Genomic DNA, 20,715 nt, shown 5'->3' on the forward strand with positions numbered 1-20,715 from the left:
ATGACAACGACAACAGACGCCCGCCCCTGTGGCGTCACGGGAGGCTCAAGGTGGAACTACTGCATTACCTTCCGCAGGTTCTCAGCGGCTGGAACCTGCTTATCCTGATCGGCGGCACGATCGTCGGATTGATTCTGGGGGCGACGCCGGGGCTCAGTCCGACGATGGCGGTGGCGCTACTGATCCCCTTCACCTTCAAGATGGACGCTACCTCGGGGCTGATCCTGCTCGGCGTTCTGTATACCTCGACGGTCGCCGGCGGCGCGGTCAGCGCCATCCTGATCAACATCCCCGGGGCGCCCGCCAACATTGCAACGATGCTGGATGGCCACCCCATGGCCAAGGCCGGCAAGGCGACCCAGGCGCTGTACTACTGCTTTATCAGCTCCGCCGTCGGGGGCGTGCTGGGGGTCCTGGTGCTGATCTTCCTGACCCCTTACCTGGTCAATGTGGCGCTGAAGTTTGGCCCCCCGGAGCTGTTCTGGACGGCCATCCTCGGCATCACCGTCATCGGCTCTCTGGGCAGCGCCTCGGTACTCAAGGGCTTGCTCGGCGGTGCGATCGGCGTCTGGATCTCGCTGATCGGCTTCAACCCGGTGACCGGCACCGAACGCTTCGTCTTCAGCGAGCACCTGCAGGGCGGCATCACCATCATCCCGGCCCTGATCGGCCTGTTTGCGATACCCCAGGTGCTGCAGATGGTAGAGGGCGCCAAGGGTGCCAACGGCGGCGAACGCTTCGACATGGCACCCACCTCCGTGATCAAGGCGATCATCTTCAACCTGAAGAAGGTCAAGGCGCTGGTGATCGGCAGCCTGTCCGGCATCATCGTCGGCATCATTCCCGGCGCCGGTGGCCAGATTGCCGGGCTGATTGCCTACGACCAGTGCAAGAAATTCAGTCACAACAAGGACAATTTCGGCAAGGGCGAGCCGGAGGGCATCATCGCTGCAGAAAGTGCCAACAACGCCATGGTCGGGGCGTCACTGGTGCCCATGCTGTCGCTTGGCATACCGGGCAGCCCCACCGCCGCGGTGCTGCTCGGCGGCCTGTTGATTCAAGGCCTCTTTCCCGGACCAGACCTGTTCACCCAGCATGCCTCGGTCGCCTGGACCTTCATGGGAGCACTGCTGATCAGCCAGATTCTGCTGGTGGTGTGTGGGCTGTGGATCAGCGGGATCGGCAAGTACGTCATTCGGATTCCTCGCCACATCATGGCGGCGGCGGTGACCACGCTGGCCATCTTCGGCACCTACAGCGTCCAGAACAGCTTCTCCGACGTCATCATCATGATGTCCATGGGCTCCCTGATGTACTTCGGCATGCAGTACGGCTTCACCCCCGGGCCCATCGTACTCGGCATCATTCTCGGCCCTATTGCCGAAACCAACTTCCTGCAGAGTCAGATGCTGGCCCAGGCCGGCGACGGCATGCTGCGTTACATGTTCGGTGGCTGGCTCAATATCCTGCTGGTCTCGCTGTGCCTGCTGTCGGTGGCCTACAGCCTCTACGCCAGTTGGCAGGCCCGCAAGACCCGCCAGCGTGCGACGCCCGATCATCGAGTCCAGGTACATCCGGAGGCCAACCATGATGCTCACTAAACCGCGTCAGGTGGCCCTCGGCGCACTGATCATTGCACTTGGCCTGGTAGCCGCCTCCTGGGCAGGCGGGGCATACGGCTACAGCTTTCCCCGAGTGGTGTCACTGATCGTACTGACTCTGGCAGTCGTGCTGCTCGCGGTGGAAATCCTGGCCCCAGGCCAGGCCGAGGAAGGCGCCATCTCCATCCCCTGGGGCAGCATCATCCCGGCGCTTGCCATCTTTTTCCTGCTGCTGCTCGCACTACGAATTCTCGGCTTCTACGTCACCACCCTGGTGGGGTTCGTCGTCATCAGTAGCGTCTATATGCCCGGGCTTTCCTCGAGCCGAAAGATCCTTCTCAACATCGTCATCGGTACCGGCTTTCTGGCGGTGCTCTTCGGCGTATTCACTGCCCTGTTAAAGGTGCAGTTTCCCAAAGGCCTACTTCTGTAGAAGGCATAAAACAATGACTATTCACGCCACCTCAGTAAAGCGTCAAACAGCGTCAACCCTCGCGGTCTGTCTGTTGCTTGCTCCCCTCCCCAGCCTGGCGGACTTCCCGGAAAAGCCCTTGAATCTGACGGTCGCCTATTCGGCTGGTGGTGCGACAGACTTCCAGGCCAGGATCGTCACCTCGAAGGGCGATGAGTACCTCGGGCAGCCGGTCACGGTGATCAACCGCCCGGGTGCAGGCGGACAGATCGGCTGGAATCAGTTTGTCAGTACCGGCGCCACCGATGGCTACGATATTGCGGCCTATAACGTGCCGCACTTCATCGCTCAGTCGATCATGTACGACACCGATTACAGCATCGAGAACCTGCAGCCCATTGCAAACTGGGGCGCAGACCCTGCCGTACTCATCGTCGGCAAGGACAGTGAGTTCGATTCCATCGATGACGTGGTGGAGTACGCCAGAGCCAATCCTGGAAAGTTGACGGTCTCGGGCGCCGGGCTCTACGTCGGACACCATATTGCTGCCCTTCAGCTTCAGCAAAGCGCCGAGGTGACCCTGAAGTACCTTCCTACCTCAGGAGGAGTGGACGCCCTCAGGTTTGTTGTCGGTGGTCAGGTGATGGCGGGATTCAACAACTTGTCCGACGCCTTCCGCAACCAGGACCGCATCAAGATCCTCGGCATTGCCGATCTCGAAAGAAGCGACGATTTCCTGCCGGATGTGCCCACCTTTATCGAGGCGGGATACGACGTCGACGACACCAGCCTCAACCTCAGGGGGATCATGGTTCCCAGAGGGGTCGACGCGGAAACGGTCGACTACCTCTCTTCGAACTTCATCGACATGTTCCAGGACGAGGGAATCGCCGAGCAGATGAAAGAAGGCGGATCGACCCTTCGTGTCATGGAAGCGTCCGACCTCGAGGCGCTGTGGAAACAACAGCAAGCGTACCTGACTGAACTCTTCGCTCAGCTCGAGACACCGTGACCTCTGCGGATTTCAGGCCAACGGCAACGAAAGCAAGGGTAGCGACGCGTGGAACTCAGGCCTCATTCCCCTGCACCGCCGGGAGCCGCCCTTGCTTACCCCATCGACACGTCGAGGTAGCAACATGAACACCAACCATAAGCATTCTTCTGACGACAATAGCGCCTACCGGCTGGTAGCCCCCATTGTCGAACGAGCCCGAGAAGCCCAGCGACGGTTCGAGCAATACGACCAGCAGCAAGTCGATGAAGTCGTGCTGGCCGCCGCCTGGGCGTTGATGGAGCCCACGCGAAATGAGGAGCTGTCACAACTCGCGGTGGCCACCACCGGGCTTGGCAAGGTTTCCGACAAGATCGCCAAGAACCACCGCAAGACCCTTGGATTGCTGGCCAACCTCGAGGGCAAGCGCACCGTGGGTATCGTCTCCGAAGACCCGAGCACAGGTATCGTCGAGATATCCCGCCCGATCGGCGTGGTCGGCGCCGTGGTGCCTTCCACCAACCCCGCGGCTACGCCCACCAACAAGACGATCAACGCACTCAAGGGTCGCAACGCCATCGTGCTGGCTCCCTCGCCCAAGGGCTACGCCGTGTGCGAACGGCTGGTGAACTACATGCAGGACGAGCTCGCCCGTATCGGAGCCCCCCGGGATCTGGTGCAACTGCTACCGGACCCGGTGACCAAGGCGAGCACCCATGCCTTGATGCAACTGGTCGACCTGATCGTCGTCACCGGCTCCCAGAACAATGTGCGCTCCGCCTATTCCAGTGGCACCCCGGCCATCGGCGTCGGGGCAGGCAATGTCCCGGTCATCATCGATGAAAGCGCCAATATCGCAGATGCCGCGCGCAAGATTCTTGCCTCCAAGACCTTCGACAATGCGACCAGCTGCAGCTCGGAGAACAGCCTGGTCATCCTCGACAGCGTTTACGACAGCATGGTCTCGGCACTGCGAGACCACGCGGCGGTACTGCTGACCGAACAGGAAAAGCGGATTCTCGAAGGTCGCATGTGGACGGATGGCAACCTCAGTCGTGACGTGATCGCCCGGGATGCCGGCAGTATCGCCAGCACCGTGGGGCTCGATCGTCCGGCGTGTCTCGACGCCTCGATCCTGCTGGTGGAAGAAAGCGGCATCGGGGCGGACTACCCCTTTTCGGGCGAAAAGCTGTCACCGGTGCTGACCCTCTACCGGGCCAGAGACTTCGAGGGTGCCTTTGCGATCACCAGGGAACTGCTCGAATACCAGGGCAAGGGGCACTCCTGCGGTATCCACAGCACCACCGATGAGCACATCGAGAAGCTGGGACTGGAGATGCCGGTCTGCCGGGTGATCGTCAATCAGGCCCACGCCTTCGGCAATGGTGGCAACTTCGACAACGCCCTTCCGTTTTCCTTGTCGATGGGCTGCGGTAGCTGGGGCAAGAACAGCATTTCCGACAACATGAACTACCGCCACTACCTCAACACGACCCGCATCGTGCGAACCATCGAGGCCTCTCCCCCTCTGCCCCAGGATCTGTTTTCCGGTTTTTTCGACAAGCACGGCATCGCCAATCCCTTCTAGAGGCCGGCCAGATGATGACCATTCAAGACACCATCAAGCATCAGTGTGAACGCCAACCCGCCACTGATTTCCTGATCTGTCCCGACACTGGCGAGACGGTCTCGATGTCCCGACTCCAGGAGCGCGTCGAGTGGGTGCATGGCCTTCTTCAGGCGCGCGGCTGCCAGCCCGGCGACCATGTGGCCATGCTGATGGACAACGGACTGTGGACCGCCTCACTGCTGCTGGCGATCATGGCCAGTGGTCGTGTCGCGGTCTCCTTGAACGCCATCGCAGGGGAGGCCCAGTTGCGCTACGTGCTGGAGCACTGTGATGCCACCACTGTCATCGTATCGCCCCACTACGAGCAGCGCCTTGATGGCCTGCTCGACGGGAGCGAGAAGGAAATTCTGGTCGCCTGTCCTCGCAACGGGCCGCGGCAGCAAGAGCGTATCGCGTCTTCGCCCTTGCCCGTGGTAGCGCCCGACGACACGGCATTGTTGATGTATACCTCGGGCACAACAGGCAAGCCCAAGGGCGTCGTGCTGACCCACGCCAATCTGATCGCGGGGGGAAGGTGCACCATCGAGGCCCACTCGCTGTGCCAGAAGGATCGCGCCCTCTGCGTTCTGCCGCTTTACCATATCAACGCCCAGGTGGTCACCATCATGGCGCCACTGATCAGTGGCGGCAGTGTGGTGCTGCCGGAGAAGCTGAGTGTCTCGGCATTCTGGGACTGGCTGCTCGACAACCAGTGCACCTGGTTCAGTATCGTGCCGACGATTGTCGCCTACCTGCTGGAGCATGCCGAGAAGCCAGAGTCGAAGGACCTGCGCGAGGATCCGCGCATGCGTCAGGTGCGTTTCGGGCGATCTGCCTCTTCGGCACTGCCGGCGGAGAGCCACCGCCGTTTCGAGACCACCTTCGGTGTCAGCCTGGTGGAAACCATGGGACTGACCGAAACCGCGGCCCAGATCCTGTCCAACCCCTTGCCCCCTTTCGAATCTCGCTACGGATCCCCCGGTATCGCCTACCGCAACGAGGTCAGTGTCTTCGACTCGACAGGACAGGTACTGCCCTGCCACCAGACCGGTGAAATCGTGGTCCGCGGCGACAACGTCATGAAGGAGTACTACAAGAATCCCGAGGCCACAGCAGACACCATCGATAACGAGGGTTGGCTGCACACCGGCGACCTTGGCTATCGCGATGAGGAAGGCTTCTTCTTCATCACGGGCCGCATCAAGGAGCTGATCATTAAGGGTGGCGAGAACATCGCCCCGCGCGAGATCGATGACGCCCTGCTGGCCCATGAGGCGGTGCTGGAGGCAGCCGCCTATCCCATGGAAAACCGGCACTACGGGCAGGTCGTAGAGGCCGTCGTGGTGCTCAAGGAAGGCCATCGGGCGACCCAGCAAGAACTTCTCGACTACTGTCGCGAGGAGGTCGGTGACTACAAGGCGCCTGAACATGTTCACATCGTGAAATGGCTGCCCAGAGGGCCCTCCGGCAAGGTCCAGCGCCTCAAGATTGCGGAGATGATCGACCATCTGCATCAAGCACCGGCCTAGCCTGGCGCCCGATGCCCTGGCCTGCGCTCGCGGTACCCAGGGTCCTGCCTGATCGATGTTTCGGCCGGGCCTGGCGCCGGCGAGCCCGGCCTTGGCGTCGAAGGTGCCTCGGCCACGTCGGCTCACCGCCTGCGCCATCCAACCTTTGTGAGGATGAAGCCATGAGCTTCCAGATATCCCGGCTGCTGTATGCCACTGACCTCAGCGCCCACAGCCCCGACGTCTTCCGCAAGGCCATCGGTATCGCCGAACGCTTCGGCGCCGCGGTCCACCTGCTGCACGTCATCGAAGATCCGGCACTGTTGAAAGACAGCCTGGCCAGCCGCTATACCGCCGTTTCCCCGCTGGACAACTATCGCGAACGAGCGACCCGGCAGGCCATCGACGAAATCAAGCGCCGCCTTGAAGACTTCGGCCACTCGACGCTGGCCTCGGAAGACAGCTACCACGCCTCTCTGAAGGAGATTCACGTCCGCATTGGCAAGCCATCCCGAATCATCCTGCAGGAGGCCGACAGAATCGATGCCGATTGCATCGTCATGGGAACACAGCGCCAGTCCGGGCTGGGTCATATGGTGCTTGGCTCGGTGGCGCGCAAGATCAGTCGTCGCACCCGCCGCCCGCTGTTTCTCTTTCCGGTCTGAGGCCAGGGGTCACACGGCCGGAAAGGTGTCTGCACAGGAGCCCCGTGATAGATTGATGAAATACCACTTAAGAATGAAACGGATGAATCAAGGTGTGAAAGAGGCGAGCGCCGTCACGCTGCTGCAGGGCAGCGGCGAGTCAGACAAGCGCCTGACCCGAGCAGCCTCCCCTTCCGACCTTGCCAGCAGCGGGATCTTGCGAATGACCAGTGAAAACGAATCTGATCGCCTTGGCCTCTTCTCCCCCGAGGTGATGGTGGCACAGCCGGGGAAACCGCTGTACCGACTGCTGCAGGACCATATTCGCGGCCTGATCGAACGGGGGGACCTGGCCCCGGGCGACCTCATTCCACCCGAATGGCAGCTCGCCGACCGGCTGCAGATCAGTCAGGGAACGGTCAAGAAGGCCATCTCCAATCTGGTCTGGGAAAAACTGCTGTTCCGCCATCAGGGCAAGGGCACCTATGTCTCGCGGACCGACTTCGAGGAAACCCTGTTTCGCTTTGTCAGCTACGGGGACGCCGACGGCAAGGACGTGCGTATCCACAAGACCACCACCGATCGCGCTATCCGCCAGGCTCCCGATGACGTATATACCCGCCTCGGCCTGAGCCAGACCAGTCCAGTCACCTATATCGAACGCCTGGGAGTGGTCGATGACGCCCCGACCCTGGTGGAGTACAGCTGGTGGCCAAGCGTACTGGTGCCGGGGCTGGAAGATTCCGAGCTTTATATTCCCGACTACTTCTATGCCTTGATCCTCGACCGATTCGGCATCCCCGTCGTCCGGGCCGACGAAACCCTGACCGCAGAAGCCGCCGATACCCACACCGCCGCCCTGCTGGACATCGCTCCCGGCACCCCGGTGGTGGTGCTCAAGCGGATGACCTACACCAGCCACGACCGTATCGTGGAAGTCCGTACCACCAAGGGAAGGGCCGACCGCTTCAGCTACCGTGCCGAAATCCGCTCGGACTTTTGACTCGGTGCAAGCTCAGACAGGGCAGCCTATGCCGGATACCGCGACAACCGGTTGGCCATGGCCGAGTCCTGGCTCATGGGTGCCTGTCCACTCACGTCCGCCGCCCGGTTCCCGACGCCGACGTGCTTCAGTCAGAGACGACAGTGATCTCGGCGAATTCCGTTTTCCGATACACATTGATTAATTTTTAGATACGTATAGGCTTGTAGTATCGAGGAGACCCCGCCATGAGCACAGCAAGCTTTGACACCCGGATCATCGAGGGCGACACCCCGGCCCAGCGCCTGCTGGCGCTGCTCGAGGTGATCGCGGAGAAGGACCAGTACTTCACCCTGCAGAGCCTGGTGGACGAGACCGGCCTGCCCAAGCCGACGCTGCACCGGATGCTGCAGCAGCTCGAGAACTCCGGCATGCTGCAGCGCGAAGCGGACAACCGCCACTACAGCAAGGGCAGCCGCCTGCGCCGGCTGGCCGAGACCCTGCTGCTCAACGACACCGTTCAGGGCGCACGTCACGGCGTGTTGGCTGAGCTGGTGCGTGAGGTCGGGGAAAGCTGCAACATCACTGCCCTATCCGGCAGCGAGGTGCTCTATCTGGACCGCGTCGAGACGTCGGCACCGCTGCGCTTCTATCTTCACCCCGGCTCCCGGGTGCCTGCCCATTGCTCCGCCAGCGGCAAGCTGTTTCTGGCGCAGATGAGTGCCTCCCAGCGCCGTCGGCTGCTCGCCGATGCCACCCTGGAGGCCTTCACCCGAAACACGCTTACCGACATCGACGCCCTGGAAGCGGAGATCGAGCAGGTCAAGCGCGACGGCTACGCCTTCGACGACGAGGAATTCCTGCCGGGGCTTCTGTGCATCGCGGTGCTGGCCCCCAACCCCACCGGGGTCTCCAACGTCGGCCTGGCGATCCAGGCACCGGTGATGCGCATGGATAAACAGCGCGCACTGGACTGCCTGCCCGCGCTGGAGCGCGCCGCCGCCGCCATCGCGCGGATCAACCAGGGCGCCCTGCCCGAGCCCATCGCAGAGTCCGAAACCTCTGCCTGACGCCCTAGCCGCAGCAACCCCGCATGGCCGGAACCCTCACCAAACCAGACGCCAAACAGCAAGGCGCCACCACCGCGACAACGGTGATGGCGCCGAGATGGTTCGACGAGTCGCTCCCTTGATCGCCGACCCTGTTGCCCTGCCCCCCCTCCTGCAACGAAAGCTGCGAGCGCTGCGCAGATGACACAGGCCTCAGTTGTAGAAGAAGCTGACGCAGCGCACGAAGCTGCTGCCTCCCGCGGTCACACAGCGATGTCGTATCCAGCGGTCTCGCTTGGATAGCCCCTCATACCGGGTCCACTGCCAGTAGCCTGAAGGCAGGTGAAAGGTATGTAGATGCTTCCAGTTGCCAAAGACATTCTTGTAGTAGTGCAGGGTGGCCGCCGGCCCATGGCAGGCAGTGGTGACACCAAGAGAGTTGCGACGCTTGTGGTCAGAGGTCCAGCGATCCCGGAAGGAATAGTGGGCCTCCGGGTCACACCACCACCAGGTGTTGCTCGGGAAGGAGACGGTCTCGCAGTTGTGGTTGCGAAACAGATGATAACCATCGCCCGAAACACAGTATTGCTGGCCTGGTCCGCCTCCTGCCGAGGACCCTGCCCTGGCAGTGTCCGGCGTTATGCCCAACTCGTCCAGATCCACCTCGATGGGTTCTTCCACCCGCTCCACGGTGCGATTCTTGAACGCCTTGCGGTCGATGTCGGGATTCAGCTCGAGCAGCATCTTCGGGATGGGCACCTCCTGCGGGGCGAGCATAAGGTAGTGATCCAGCGCGGACTTGCCAACTTCGCTTGCAAAGGTTCGCGGGGTCGCACGATCGCTCACGCCCAACTCCCGCATGCCTACCTGGGCCTCCTTGTCGTCGCCTCTAAGCCCGACGAATTCGATGCGGTTGCCGTTGCTGAGATCGAAACGGGCCAGCGGCATGGGCTCCGCAGGACCGCTGACCAGCGGCGCCCCATCCGGCCCCAGTCCCACCGCGGCCAGGTCATCTGGCCTATCCAGCTCTGCCGGCTCAGCCAGTATTTGCTGATATCGTGCCGCCAGTTCCTGTGCCAATTGCGGGTTTCGCGCCAGCAGCGCGTCGAGCTGCTCAGGCCTCAGTCCAGCGGCCTGACACGTACATGATGATGGTTCGTTCATGATCGACGTCCTCCACCTGGGAAGATCGTGCTCCGCCGGCCGGACCGCCCGGCGTCACCGACGGCGTTAGACGAAACACGCTGCGACGCCTTATTGGCAGCGGTCTTCTCAGCATGGTCAAAGTTTGCTTTGCCAGCCATCGGTCATACCGCGCTGCTTCAGCTACTGAGAAGACCTCTACGCGAAATGGCTGATAAGTCTCATGAAAATCCTTATTGGCGGGTTAGGCCGTTTTTTACTCGAATCAGTACAAAAACACATATCACGACGGACTCGGATGTAACGACAGTCACACAAGGAAAATGACCGCGCCACGCGCGAGCCGCCGTCCTCTGGCCGCCACCGCCCTTTGACCTTATGCTGTAGAGAATAATGAGCGCCGAGCCCTAGCCGCTCGGCGCCGTCGTCGCTGACGCAGTCCGCGTCTTCGGCTTGTTCAACGCCCACTGTAAGGATGCGCCTCATGCCTGGCTTGCTCCCGGACGTCGATCCCGATGGCCTGCTGGAATACTCCGTGGTCTATACCGACCGCGCCCTGAACCATATGTCGCAGAGCTTTCAAGGCGTAATGCGCGACATCTCCACCACCTTGAAGCAGGTGTACAACGCCCACAGCGCGGTCATCGTGCCCGGGAGCGGCACCTTCGGCATGGAGGCGGTAGCCCGCCAGTTCGCCCAGAACCGCAGCGCCCTGGTCATCCGCAATGGCTGGTTCAGCTACCGCTGGCACCAGATCCTCGAGATGGGCAAGATCCCGGCCGAACTGTGCGTGGAGAAGGCCCGACGTCAGCAGGACAGCGATCCGACCTCAGCGTTCGCCCCGCCCCCCATCGAGGAAGTCGAGCAGGCCATCGAGCGACTGCAGCCGGACATCGTCTTCGCCCCCCACGTAGAAACCTCGTCCGGCATGATCCTGCCGGACGACTACATCCGTCGCGTATCCGATGCGGTGCACGCCCACGGCGGCCTGATGGTGCTGGACTGCATCGCCTCGGGCACCGTCTGGGTGGACATGCAGGACACTGGCGTCGACCTGCTGATCAGCGCCCCCCAGAAGGGCTGGAGCGGCTCACCCTGCTGCGCCATGGTGATGCTCTCGGCCCAGGCGCGAGAGATCATCAAGGAAACCACCAGCACCAGCTTCGCCGCCGATCTCAAGAAGTGGCTCGAGATCATGGAGGCCTACGAGAATGGCGGCCACGCTTACCACGCGACCATGCCCACCGACAGCCTGCGCGAGCTACGCGAGATCATGCGCGAGACCGACGCCTACGGCTTCGACAAGGTGAAACAGGAACAGTGGGCCCTGGGCCAGGGAGTGCGCAGCCTGCTGGCCGAGTACGGCTTCAAGAGCGTCGCCGCCGAGGGTTACGAGGCGCCCGGTGTGGTGGTCTGCTACCACAACGACCCGGGGCTGGTCGGCAAGTTCGCCGCAGCCGGCGTCCAGGTCGCCGCCGGGGTCCCACTGATGTGCGATGAAGGCGACGATTTCCAGACCTTCCGCATTGGCCTGTTCGGCCTGGACAAGCTGCATCAGCCCGAGCGCAGCATCGACCACCTGCGCAAGGCGCTGGACAGTATCAAGGGGTAAACGGGCTGACACCCACCAGATCGGGCCGCACAGAAAGGCCCAGATAGAAAAAGGGGCGACGCATCAGCGTCGCCCCTTTTGTCTTACCCGTGTTGTCGGACTGAACGGCCAAGTCCTGCACGCCTCGAGTTTCAGTGCTCTCGGGTCATCCCCGTCGACTTGTCACTCTTTAGCCGACCTTTAATCGACCTCTTGTCACCCTCCAGTCACCCTCTAGTCACCCCAGCAGCGACAGAATGATGCGCTCTCCGTAGCCCCACAGCAGGACGGTCATGCCGAGCAGGCCTTCGAGCACCAGTACCCCCACCGCAAGGGTGGTGCTGGAGACGACGAAGCCTTCCTTTTCGCTGATATCGAGAAAGGAGGGAATGCCCAGATACAGCAGGTAGGCGGTGTAACAGAGGCCGATAACGCCGGCCAGCAGGCACAGCCAGATGATCGGGTAGATCGCCACGATGCCGCTCAGGAACATCGGGGTCGCCACATAGCCGGCAAAGATGATGCACTGGCTCTGGCTGGGTGTCTTGGGAAAGCGTTTGGCCGAGTAGCGGATGGTCTTGCCGACAATGTAGACCGCCGCCAGGATCACCAGATAGAAGGCGATCCCCGCCCCGAGGGCGTCTAGATAACTGAGCTTGATGGTCGTGCCGCCGCCGAGACTCCAGCCGACCTGGGTGGTACCGATGTACGAGCAGATCACCGGTATGGCGGCCAGCAACAACACGTGATGCGCGTACAGGTGCGTTATCGTCTCCCTTTCCTGCTTGATCTGCTTCCATTCGCGATTCGGGTGGGCCATCAATCCCCAGACGTGTGTCAGCATACTGACTCCCTCCTGCTACCGCTGAAGTAAGTCCCGAGACCGGCACTCGGCGCCCGCGACTCCGTTGTCCTTAACTTGCAGTATAGAAGCGATTTTTCGCTTCGCTACCAACGTTACCGTACATACTATACAAGTCCTGTACAACACTTGACCTCTAGTCACGCTTCACCCATACGACTGATAAACACAAAAAAAAACCCGCATCGGTGAAGATGCGGGGTTTCGGTTTCAGCGCCACCCGATCAGGACATGGAGGTCCACATCGGCGTGCTTGGCATCAGCGTCGCGTCCAGTGACATCATCAGGCTCAGCGCCGTGATGGTGAGGATCGAGATGCCGAATACCTGTCGCGCCCAACGCACGTTGTCGTCGGTACGGTAGCCCTTGGCCGCGATATACAGCCAGTAGACGCCCAGCACCAGGGCAACGATGAAGTAACCGGGTCCAGCGTAGCCGGCCAGACTCAGCGACAGCGTCGCACCGATAAAGGCCAGGATATAGCCCAGGATATGGTGCTTGGCCGTACCGATACCGCGAACCACCGGCAGCACCGGAATGTTGGCGGCGCGGTAATCTTCCATGCGAAAGATCGCGATCGCGTAGGAGTGCGGCATCTGCCACAGGCTGAAGATCACCAGCAGGGTCAAGGCGCCGGTATCGAAGCTGCCGGTCACCGCGCAATAGCCCACCACCGGCGGCACTGCCCCGGAGAGGCTGCCGACCAGAGTGCCGAACTCGGAATTGCGCTTCATGTAGAGGCTGTAGGCCCCTACATAGATGACGAAGCCGAAGGCCGCCAGACCCACCGTCAACGCATTGGTCCCCAGCGCCAGCAGACCGAAGCCGGCGATGCCCAGCAGGGTGGCAAACCGAAGTGTCGCCGCTTCGCTGACCCGCCCCTGCACCAGCGGGCGGTTGCGGGTGCGCTCCATCAAGGCATCGATGTCCTTGTCGATGACGTTGTTGTAGGCGCAGCCCGAGGCGATTACCAGGGCCAGACCCAACAGCGCCGACAGGAACACCATGGCATCGAACTGGCCCTGGGCGGCCAGGAAGTAGCCGCCCAGAACAGAGATCACGTTGCCGCCGATGATGCCCGGCTTGGTGATGGTGAGGTAGTCCCTGAGAGTGTCCCTGAACATCATGCGAGTCGGCGTCAGCCGATCATCATGTTGCGATGCAGGTGGTACATGATCCATAGGGAACCTCCGATGACCAGAACCAGGATCGCCACGGTGAAGACGAAGGACATGAAGTTCCAGCCTTCATCGGCCTTGGTGTTCATGTGCATGAACAGCACGAGCTGCACCAGCACCTGAGCCACCGCGGTACCGACGATCACGATCAACGTCGCGAAGGTGTCGAAGGCGCCGGTCATCACCGCCCCGAAGGGAATGACGGTCAGCACGATGGACAGGATCAGGCCGATCACATAGGACTTGACGCTGCCATGGCTGTGATGGTCGTTGGCGTGTCCGCTCATATCACAGGGCTCCCATCAGGTAGACGAAGGAGAAGACGCAGATCCAGACGATGTCCAGGAAGTGCCAGAACAGGCTCAGACACATGATGCGCGGACGCACCATATCGTCGAGACCACGCTGCTTCACCTGGATCATCATCACCAGGATCCAGATCAGACCGGCGGTCACGTGCAGACCGTGGGTACCGACCAGCAGGAAGAAGGCCGACAGGAAGCCTGAACGATCCGGACCAAAGCCCTCATGGATCAGGTGACGGAACTCATAGAGTTCCAGCGCCACGAAGGCCGCGCCCAGCAGGAAGGTGATCCCGAGCCACTTCATCACCTTGGATGCCTGATTGGCGTTCATGGCGAGCACCGCCATGCCGTAGGTGAAACTCGAGAACAGCAGCAGGAAGGTCCCGACCAGGATGAACGGGAGCTGGAAGATCTCGCCCGGGGTCGGACCATCGGCCGTGCCCCGAAGGAGCACGGCGTAGGTGGCGAACAGTGACCCGAAGATCACCAGGTCGCTCATCAGATAGACCCAGAAACCGAAGACCTTGGTGCCCGCGGCATCATGATGGTCGTGGTCGTGATCATGGTCATGCCCGTGGGCATGACCTTGCTGGTTGAGGGTGTCGGTTGCCATGGTTATGCCTGCATCTCCACACGGTTCTGGTGTTCGCGCTCGATACGCTCGACTTCCGCGGCCGGCACGTAGTAGTCGACGTCATCGTTGAAGATACGCGCGATGAAGGTGGCAAACATGCCCAGTGCGGTCACGATGGCAAGCCACCAGATATGCCACACCAGGGCGAAGCCGAAGACCGCGGAGATCAGACCGATCACCGGACCTTCCCAGGTGTACTTGGGCATGTGAATGTCCTTGTACGGTCCCTTGGACACGCCGGCCTTGCCGCCGTTGGCCTGCTTCTGGTTCCAGAAGTCGTCGATGTCCTTGATCTCGGGCAGATGCGCGAAGTTGTAGAACGGTGCGGGAGACGAGGTCGCCCACTCCAGGGTACGCGCATCCCAGGGATCGCCGGTGACGTCCTGGTTCTTCTTGCGATCACGGATACTGACGTAGAACTGGATCACGGTGCAGGCGATACCACACAGAATCAGCACGGCGCCGATCCAGGCGATGATCATCCACGGCTGCCAGGCGCCGTTGTCATAGGACTGCATGCGACGCACGGCACCGAAGAAGCTGAGAACGTACAGCGGCATGAAGGCCACGTAGAAGCCGGTCAGCCAGAACCAGAAGGAGCGCTTGCCCCACTTCTCGTCGAGGGTGAAGCCGAAGGCCTTCGGGAACCAGTAGGTCAGACCCGCCAGCATGCCGAACACCACGCCGCCGATGATGACGTTGTGGAAGTGGGCGATGACGAACAGGCTGTTGTGCAGCACGAAGTTGGCCGCCGGTACCGCCAGCATCACACCGGTCATGCCACCCAGGGTAAAGGTGATGATGAAGCCGATGGTCCACAGCACCGGAGAGGTGAACTCCAGACGACCGCGGTACATGGTGAACAGCCAGTTGAATACCTTCACCCCGGTGGGGATGGCGATGATCATCGTCATGATGCCGAAGAAGGCATTGACGTTGGCCCCGGCCCCCATGGTGAAGAAGTGGTGCAGCCAGACGATGAACGACAGGAAGGTGATGGCGATGGTCGCCCACACCATGGTGCCGTAGCCGAACAGCCGCTTGCGAGCGAAGGTCGCGATGACCTCGGAGAACACCCCGAATGCCGGCAGGATAAGGATGTACACCTCAGGATGGCCCCAGGCCCAGATGAGGTTGACGTACATCATCATGTTGCCGCCAAAATCGTTGGTGAAGAAGTGAGTCCCCAGGTAACGATCCAGCGTCAGCATCGCGATGGTCGCGGTCAGAATCGGGAAGGACGCGATGATCAGCACGTTGGCGCACAGCGACGTCCAGGTGAAGATGGGCATACGGAACAGGGTCATGCCCTTGGTGCGCATCTTCAGGATGGTGACGAAGAAGTTGATACCGGTCAGGGTCGTACCGATCCCCGATATCTGCAACGCCCATATCCAGTAATCCACCCCGACGCCGGGACTGTACTCTATCCCCGATAGTGGCGCGTAGGCCAGCCAGCCGGTCGCGGCGAACTCACCGACCACCAGCGAGACGTTGACCAGGATGACACCGGCAACGAACAGCCAGAAGCTCAAGTTGTTAAGGAAGGGGAAAGCCACGTCGCGCGCGCCGATCTGCAGCGGCACCACCAGGTTCATCAGACCGATGACCATGGGCATGGCGACAAAGAAGATCATGATCACACCGTGGGCGGTGAAGATCTGATCATAGTGGTCAGGCGGTAGATAGCCCTCGGCTCCGGCCGAGGCCATGGCCTGCTGGGTACGCATCATGATGGCGTCGGCGAAGCCACGGATCAGCATCACCAGCGCGACCAGGAAGTACATGATACCGAGCTTCTTGTGGTCGACGGAGGTGATCCACTCGCGCCACAGATAGCCCCACTTCTTGAAGTAGGTCAGGCCGCCGACCACGGCGATCCCGCCCAGGGCGATACCGATCGCCACCACCATGATGATGGGCTCCTGGATCGGAATCGAGTCTAACGTCAGTTTTCCAAACATGATTTACTCCGCTGCCTCTGCGCTCATGGACTCGCCGTGAGACTCGCTCTCGTCGCCATGGCCGCCTGCGCCGTGCCCGTTGACCACGCCGCCGTAGGTCTCGACGAACTCGGCATGCTTGCCGCCGGCCAGGAAGCTCTTGATGATGCGCTCATAGAGCGCCGGGGTGATCTCGGAGAAGTACTGGACCTCGTTGTCCTCGCTTGGCGTGGCGAGATCGTAGTACTCCTCGGGGAAGGTCAGCGTATCGGACGAGGAACGCACCTTCTCCACCCACTCTTCGAAGTCCTCGACGGAACCCACGTGGGCGTCGAAGGTCATCTCGGAGAAGCCTGCACCGCTGTAGTTGGTGGAGCGGCCCGGATAGACGCCCTGCTCTTCGGCGATCAGGTGAACGTCGTTATCCATGCCGGCCATGGCGTAGATCTGGCTACCCAGGCGCGGAATGAAGAAAGAGTTCATCACCGAACCGGAGCTCACCCGGAAGCGCACCGGAGTGTCCTCGGGGAAGGCCAGTTCGTTGACCGTGGCGATGCCCTGCTCCGGGTAGATGAACAGCCACTTCCAGTCCAGCGATACGGCCTGGATTTCCATGGGCTCGTTCTGTCCTTCCTTGGCCTCGAGACTGCGGTGCGGGTCGAGACTGTGGGAGGTGTACCAGGTCAACAGCGCCAGGAAGACGATGATGACGCAGGGAATGAACCAGACGATGGCCTCGATCTTGGTCGAATGGGCCCAGTCGGGTGAATAGGTGGCATCGGTGTTGCCACGGCGATAGCGCCAGGCAAACCACAGGGTGAGCACGATGACCGGCACCACCACGATCTGCATCAGACCGAAGGCGGTGAGGATCAAGGTACGCTGCTCACGGCCGATCTCCCCCTTGGGGTCGAGCAGCGCCGATTCGCAGCCCGCCAGCAACAGGGGCAGCGCCAGCATCAGCACAACGCTGAGCACGCGCAGGTACGACTTTCTTCTCATGTAGCAACCTCGTCAGGGCTTGGAGGCGGAATACCAGAGATTACGAGCTCAGGCTCGCGCGATGTGCAGGGGCCGCTGAGGTGGAACATTGCATGCACCTTTGGCAAAAGTTGCATGAAATGTGCCGAACCACGGACTAGACCCGCAAAATTTCGCATCCCCTACCCTGCCTCGGTACCACGACAAGACGTCGACACCTGAACAAAAGAAGTAGATGGAATGCGACCGGGGCGTATTGTCGACAGAGCGACCAGACTTGAGAAGCGACGATTTGCCGCAGGGGTGTCGCACCTTTCCTTGATCTGTCGCACCCAGACGTCGCAACAGTGCACAAATGGCCAATTGCCTGAGCCAGCAGAACCTGCCCTGCGACCCAACACCACACCCAGCAAGCACCACCAGGAACCGTATCAGCGAGGCCCGACCTCGCCCCCATGGGAAAGGCGGTCTGATGGAAAAAAACGATAAGCTGCGCCGCGCTATCGTCTGACGTTATCTCCCCCGACGCCATCTACCAGACGCCATCGACCCAACGCCAGGACGAAAGCGATGACGATGCCGAGAGAGCCAGACTGTGAAGTGTCAGATAAGGAAGGGCCGGCTCACCGTGGGCCTGGTCATGAAAGAGCGAATCGGCGACGAGGGCCAGATCAGCAAGGGGGCCAAGGGAAGGCTCGAGCAGAAGGGATAGACCACAACGAGAGGCGCAACCGTGCGCCCAGGGGACCGCTATCGAGTAAGGCCGTCAGTGACTGAAAAGCCAAGAATCCACAAGCCAAGGATCCACGCTGGGCAAGAAACCGAAACCGGGGAATCAGGGATGAACCAGCCGAGACGCCACTTCCGGCGTACGTGACAGGCCTGCGGCACCCTCGCCGTGGGTGATGATGACATCGGCGTCCATCAGGGCGCCAAAGAAGGCGGGACGCAGCACGCCCCACTTGCTGTCGTCGAATACCAGGATCCGCTGGGCGGCGGTTTCGATGGCGGCCTGCTTGGGCGCCACTTCATGAAAGTGAAAGCAGCTCAGGCCCCGTGCGGCATGCACCCCGGCGGCGGAGAGAAAGGCGCGATTGATGCCGAGTCCCCGGACCTGGCGGGCGATATCCTCGCCGTCGAAGGATTGGGAGACGCCCTGATAGACGCCGCCCAGCAGGATCAGTCGGATACCATCGAAATGGCTGACCGCATTGGCCACGTTAAGGGCGTAGGTCACCACCGTCAGGTCTCGTCGGCTGGCCAGTTCTGCGATCATCGGCACCAGGGTGGTGCCGCAATCGATAAACAGGGTATCGCCGTCTTCCACGTAGCCACTGGCGCGGCGACACAGACGCGCCTTGATATCGGCGCCGCGATCCTGTTGAGTTTCCAGGTCGTAGACTGGCGTGAAGTGGGGGTCGTCGCGGCGAACCAGATGCCCGCCCATCAGCATCAGAGGGCTGTCCTTGGTGGACACGTCGCGCCTCAGGGTCATCTCTGACACACCGCAGAGGATGGCGGCGTCCGCCAGCCTCAGGCTGCCGCCTCCGGCGAGCGCCTGCAAAAGGCGCTCCTGTCGCTGAATACTGCGCTGATTCATGGATTCTCCCCCGCGCCTCGACGGTCATGGCTTGCTGCCGTCGTTTTTCAATAAGCATGCCCTGAACTACCGGGTTCAGCCAGTGCCCGGGCAGGTAAGAAAACGCCACTGCACAAATGTTATTTTTCTCACATCAAGTGTTACTATACACTCATTGACGGATGGGCCCAGCCCGTGCCGGCCAATTCCGCTCGACAACAATCACTCGACACGAGCCGCCGCCATGCCCCATCACCTCTATAATTCCTGTTCTGATACCCCATTCGGCATAAGAGATTTCCGCCCCGTTCGAGGCAATTGCCCGCTATCAACGCGATGCGGGACGCCAGACCAGGCCCGAAGTGCGATGATCTATTCTTCAACGTTCATATTTTGATGAGGCGAAGGAACCTATGACACTCCTGATGAGCCTGGTCGGCATGGCCACCCTGATCGCCATCGCCGTCGCGTTCTCCTACAACCGCCGTGCCATTCGCCTGAGAACCGTGGGGGGCGCCTTCCTGATCCAGGCTGGTCTCGGGGCCTTCGTCCTTTACGTGCCCTTTGGCCAGAAGGTCCTGAAGACCGTATCGGACGCCGTCAGCCAGGTGGTGCTGTACGCCAACGACGGCATCGATTTCCTGTTCGGCGGCCTGGCCAACGCCGACAGCGTCGGCTTCGTGTTCGCGGTCAAGGTGCTGCCGGTCATCATCTTCTTCTCGTCGCTGACGGCGGTGCTCTACTACCTGGGCATCATGCAATGGGTCGTGCGGCTGCTCGGCGGCGCGCTGCAGAAGCTGCTCGGCACCTCACGCACCGAGTCGCTGTCCGCCACCGCCAATATCTTTGTCGGCCAGACCGAGGCGCCGCTGGTCGTGCGGCCCTTTATCGCCCGCATGACCGCCTCCCAGCTATTTGCGGTGATGTGCGGTGGCCTTGCCTCGGTGGCGGGCTCGGTGCTTGCCGGCTACGCCGCACTCGGCATCCCCATGGAATACCTGGTGGCCGCCTCCTTCATGGCGGCCCCCGGCGGCCTGCTGTTCGCCAAGCTGATCATGCCGGAGACCGATCCCGAGGCGGACAAGGCCGACCGCGTCTCCGAGGTCATCGAGGACGAGGACAAGCCGGCCAACGTGCTTGACGCCGCCGCCGGTGGCGCCTCGTCTGGCCTCAAGCTGGCGGCCAACGTGGGCGCCATGCTGCTGGCCTTCATCGGCTTGATCGCCCTGCTCAACGGTATCCTCGGTGGCGTCGGTGGTTGGGTCGGATTCGAGGATCTCAGCCTCGAGCTGATCCTGGGCTGGGTGTTCTCGCCGCTGGCCTTCCTGCTCGGCATTCCCTGGGAAGAGGCGACCCTGGCGGGGTCCTTCATCGGCCAGAAGCTGGTGGTCAACGAGTTCGTCGCCTTCATCAACCTGGCCCCCTATATCGACGGCGAGCAGCTCGTGGCCGCCACCGGCGAGGTGATGAGCGACCATACCGCCGCGGTGCTGTCCTTCGCGCTGTGCGGCTTCGCCAACCTGTCCTCCATCGCCATCCTGCTGGGCGGGCTCGGCAGCATTGCCCCGAGCCGTCGTCACGACATCGCCCGCTATGGCCTCAAGGCGGTACTGGCCGGCACCCTGTCCAACCTGATGTCGGCCTGCATCGCCGGCTTCTTCATGACCCTGGGCGCCTGATCCCACGTCGCGGATCCAGCGCCC

18 protein-coding genes are annotated in these 20,715 nt (G+C 61.6%); 10 read left to right on the forward strand and 8 right to left on the reverse strand.

Annotation, left to right across the window (positions count from 1 at the left end; translation table 11 throughout):
* Nucleotides 1–50 precede the first annotated feature (50 nt).
* The 8 genes from NFI08_RS11535 to NFI08_RS11570 all read left to right on the forward strand — a co-directional run bounded on the left by NFI08_RS11535 (nt 51) and on the right by NFI08_RS11570 (nt 8,817).
* A complete protein-coding gene (locus NFI08_RS11535) occupies nt 51–1,601 on the forward strand; it encodes a tripartite tricarboxylate transporter permease (protein WP_045991933.1) in 1,551 nt (516 codons plus the stop codon).
* Nucleotides 1,588–2,034: a tripartite tricarboxylate transporter TctB family protein gene (locus tag NFI08_RS11540; RefSeq protein WP_045991932.1), complete on the forward strand. Its 447-nt coding sequence runs from the start codon at nt 1,588–1,590 to the stop codon at nt 2,032–2,034. The genes NFI08_RS11535 and NFI08_RS11540 overlap by 14 nt, the downstream gene beginning before the upstream one ends.
* A 13-nt stretch (nt 2,035–2,047) precedes the next feature.
* Entirely contained in the window at nt 2,048–3,025 is a 978-nt protein-coding gene (locus NFI08_RS11545; protein WP_108449683.1) for a tripartite tricarboxylate transporter substrate binding protein, read from the forward strand.
* Nucleotides 3,026–3,149: 124 nt separating this feature from the next.
* Nucleotides 3,150–4,592: an acylating sulfoacetaldehyde dehydrogenase gene (sauS, locus tag NFI08_RS11550; RefSeq protein ID WP_213230308.1), complete on the forward strand. Its 1,443-nt coding sequence runs from the start codon at nt 3,150–3,152 to the stop codon at nt 4,590–4,592.
* An 11-nt stretch (nt 4,593–4,603) separates the two neighbouring features.
* Nucleotides 4,604–6,142 carry an AMP-binding protein gene (locus NFI08_RS11555; protein ID WP_205254724.1) on the forward strand — a complete coding sequence of 513 codons (1,539 nt, stop codon included), beginning with the start codon at nt 4,604–4,606 and terminating at the stop codon, nt 6,140–6,142.
* A gap of 161 nt (nt 6,143–6,303) precedes the next feature.
* Nucleotides 6,304–6,786: a universal stress protein gene (locus NFI08_RS11560; protein ID WP_045991929.1), complete on the forward strand. Its 483-nt coding sequence runs from the start codon at nt 6,304–6,306 to the stop codon at nt 6,784–6,786.
* A gap of 202 nt (nt 6,787–6,988) precedes the next feature.
* A complete protein-coding gene (locus tag NFI08_RS11565; protein WP_162197827.1) occupies nt 6,989–7,768 on the forward strand; it encodes a GntR family transcriptional regulator in 780 nt (259 codons plus the stop codon).
* A 227-nt stretch (nt 7,769–7,995) separates the two neighbouring features.
* Complete coding sequence (locus tag NFI08_RS11570) at nt 7,996–8,817, forward strand: IclR family transcriptional regulator (RefSeq protein ID WP_045991928.1); 822 nt, start codon at nt 7,996–7,998, stop codon at nt 8,815–8,817.
* Between the two features lie 192 nt (nt 8,818–9,009).
* Here the strand turns inward: NFI08_RS11570 and NFI08_RS11575 are convergent, their stop codons facing one another.
* The gene (locus NFI08_RS11575; protein ID WP_349589497.1) at nt 9,010–9,960 is read right to left on the reverse strand and encodes a hypothetical protein; all 951 of its coding nucleotides are present in this window, start codon (nt 9,958–9,960) and stop codon (nt 9,010–9,012) included.
* Between the two features lie 463 nt (nt 9,961–10,423).
* Between NFI08_RS11575 and NFI08_RS11580 the strand changes: the two genes are divergently transcribed.
* Nucleotides 10,424–11,551, forward strand: coding sequence for an aminotransferase class V-fold PLP-dependent enzyme (locus NFI08_RS11580; RefSeq protein WP_045991926.1), 1,128 nt, complete (start codon nt 10,424–10,426; stop codon nt 11,549–11,551).
* Nucleotides 11,552–11,768: 217 nt separating this feature from the next.
* Here the strand turns inward: NFI08_RS11580 and NFI08_RS11585 are convergent, their stop codons facing one another.
* The 7 genes from NFI08_RS11585 to NFI08_RS11615 all read right to left on the reverse strand — a co-directional run bounded on the left by NFI08_RS11585 (nt 11,769) and on the right by NFI08_RS11615 (nt 19,033).
* Nucleotides 11,769–12,374 carry a Yip1 family protein gene (locus NFI08_RS11585; RefSeq protein ID WP_083970270.1) on the reverse strand — a complete coding sequence of 202 codons (606 nt, stop codon included), beginning with the start codon at nt 12,372–12,374 and terminating at the stop codon, nt 11,769–11,771.
* A gap of 242 nt (nt 12,375–12,616) precedes the next feature.
* Nucleotides 12,617–13,516, reverse strand: coding sequence for a heme o synthase (cyoE, locus tag NFI08_RS11590; protein WP_261394999.1), 900 nt, complete (start codon nt 13,514–13,516; stop codon nt 12,617–12,619).
* A 14-nt stretch (nt 13,517–13,530) separates the two neighbouring features.
* A complete protein-coding gene (cyoD, locus tag NFI08_RS11595) occupies nt 13,531–13,857 on the reverse strand; it encodes a cytochrome o ubiquinol oxidase subunit IV (RefSeq protein WP_045991965.1) in 327 nt (108 codons plus the stop codon).
* 1 nt (nt 13,858) lies between these two features.
* Complete coding sequence (locus NFI08_RS11600) at nt 13,859–14,488, reverse strand: cytochrome o ubiquinol oxidase subunit III (protein ID WP_045991924.1); 630 nt, start codon at nt 14,486–14,488, stop codon at nt 13,859–13,861.
* A gap of 2 nt (nt 14,489–14,490) precedes the next feature.
* On the reverse strand, nt 14,491–16,473 hold the full coding sequence (gene cyoB, locus NFI08_RS11605; RefSeq protein WP_045991923.1) for a cytochrome o ubiquinol oxidase subunit I: 1,983 nt from the start codon (nt 16,471–16,473) through the stop codon (nt 14,491–14,493).
* 3 nt (nt 16,474–16,476) lie between these two features.
* Nucleotides 16,477–17,454, reverse strand: a complete 978-nt coding sequence (gene cyoA, locus NFI08_RS11610; RefSeq protein WP_045991922.1) for a ubiquinol oxidase subunit II — start codon at nt 17,452–17,454, stop codon at nt 16,477–16,479.
* 814 nt (nt 17,455–18,268) lie between these two features.
* Nucleotides 18,269–19,033: a DeoR/GlpR family DNA-binding transcription regulator gene (locus tag NFI08_RS11615; RefSeq protein WP_253029265.1), complete on the reverse strand. Its 765-nt coding sequence runs from the start codon at nt 19,031–19,033 to the stop codon at nt 18,269–18,271.
* A gap of 392 nt (nt 19,034–19,425) precedes the next feature.
* Here NFI08_RS11615 and NFI08_RS11620 point away from each other — a divergent pair, with 392 nt between their 5' ends.
* The gene (locus tag NFI08_RS11620) at nt 19,426–20,691 is read left to right on the forward strand and encodes a NupC/NupG family nucleoside CNT transporter (protein ID WP_045991920.1); all 1,266 of its coding nucleotides are present in this window, start codon (nt 19,426–19,428) and stop codon (nt 20,689–20,691) included.
* The last annotated feature ends 24 nt before the right edge of the window (nt 20,692–20,715 follow it).

It is taken from the genome of Halomonas sp. EF61, assembly GCF_040147045.1.
Classification (GTDB): Bacteria; Pseudomonadota; Gammaproteobacteria; order Pseudomonadales; family Halomonadaceae; genus Halomonas; species Halomonas litopenaei.